General features: G+C 48.3%; 3 tRNA genes and 1 rRNA gene. All 4 read left to right on the top strand.

What is annotated here, in order from left to right:
• The first annotated feature begins 155 nt into the window (after positions 1 to 155).
• The 4 genes from rrf (at position 156) to ACAN55_RS24195 (ending at position 648) form a co-directional block, all read left to right on the top strand.
• Positions 156 to 272 (top strand): 5S ribosomal RNA (gene rrf, locus ACAN55_RS24180).
• Between the two features lie 46 nt (positions 273 to 318).
• Positions 319 to 395 (top strand) — tRNA-Ile (locus ACAN55_RS24185).
• A 77-nt stretch (positions 396 to 472) separates the two neighbouring features.
• Positions 473 to 549, top strand: a tRNA-Ile gene (locus ACAN55_RS24190).
• A 23-nt stretch (positions 550 to 572) separates the two neighbouring features.
• Positions 573 to 648 (top strand) — tRNA-Ala (locus tag ACAN55_RS24195).
• Positions 649 to 732: the final 84 nt, after the last annotated feature.

Consider the following 732-nt stretch of genomic DNA (forward strand, 5'->3'; position numbering starts at 1 on the left):
TCGGAAGGTGCGGCTGGATCACCTCCTTTCTATGGAGAATCGTTTCCTGCAACGGAAACATTCAAAACCGAAGCCGTAAGGCTTCGATAAGGACCTTTAGGTTCGAACACTCACTCGTTGTTCAGTTTTGAGAGAGCAAACCTCTTTCATAAACGTTTGGTGGCGATAGCGGAGGGGTTCCACACGTACCCATCCCGAACACGACCGTTAAGACCTCCAGCGCCGATGGTACTTGGACCGAAGGGTCCTGGGAGAGTAGGACGCCGCCAAGCGGACAACCAATTCGTTGGTTGATTCACAATGTTATATCTGTTATATGGGCTTTTAGCTCAGTTGGTTAGAGCGCACCTCTGATAAGGGTGAGGTCGGTGGTTCGAGTCCACCAAGGCCCACCATATAACATTCATAATTACCTTATGGGGCCATAGCTCAGCNATTCGTTGGTTGATTCACAATGTTATATCTGTTATATGGGCTTTTAGCTCAGTTGGTTAGAGCGCACCTCTGATAAGGGTGAGGTCGGTGGTTCGAGTCCACCAAGGCCCACCATATAACATTCATAATTACCTTATGGGGCCATAGCTCAGCTGGGAGAGCGCCTGCCTTGCAAGCAGGAGGTCAGCGGTTCGATCCCGCTTGGCTCCACCAATACTTCTTTAAACTTGATCCTTGAAAACTGGATACCGAAACGAATTTGCGTTTTAGAACATCTTTTAGCTGAAACTTGTGTAA

Origin of the sequence: Paenibacillus oryziterrae (assembly GCF_042610485.1) — a bacterium.
In the GTDB taxonomy this organism is placed as follows: domain Bacteria; phylum Bacillota; class Bacilli; order Paenibacillales; family Paenibacillaceae; genus Paenibacillus_AQ.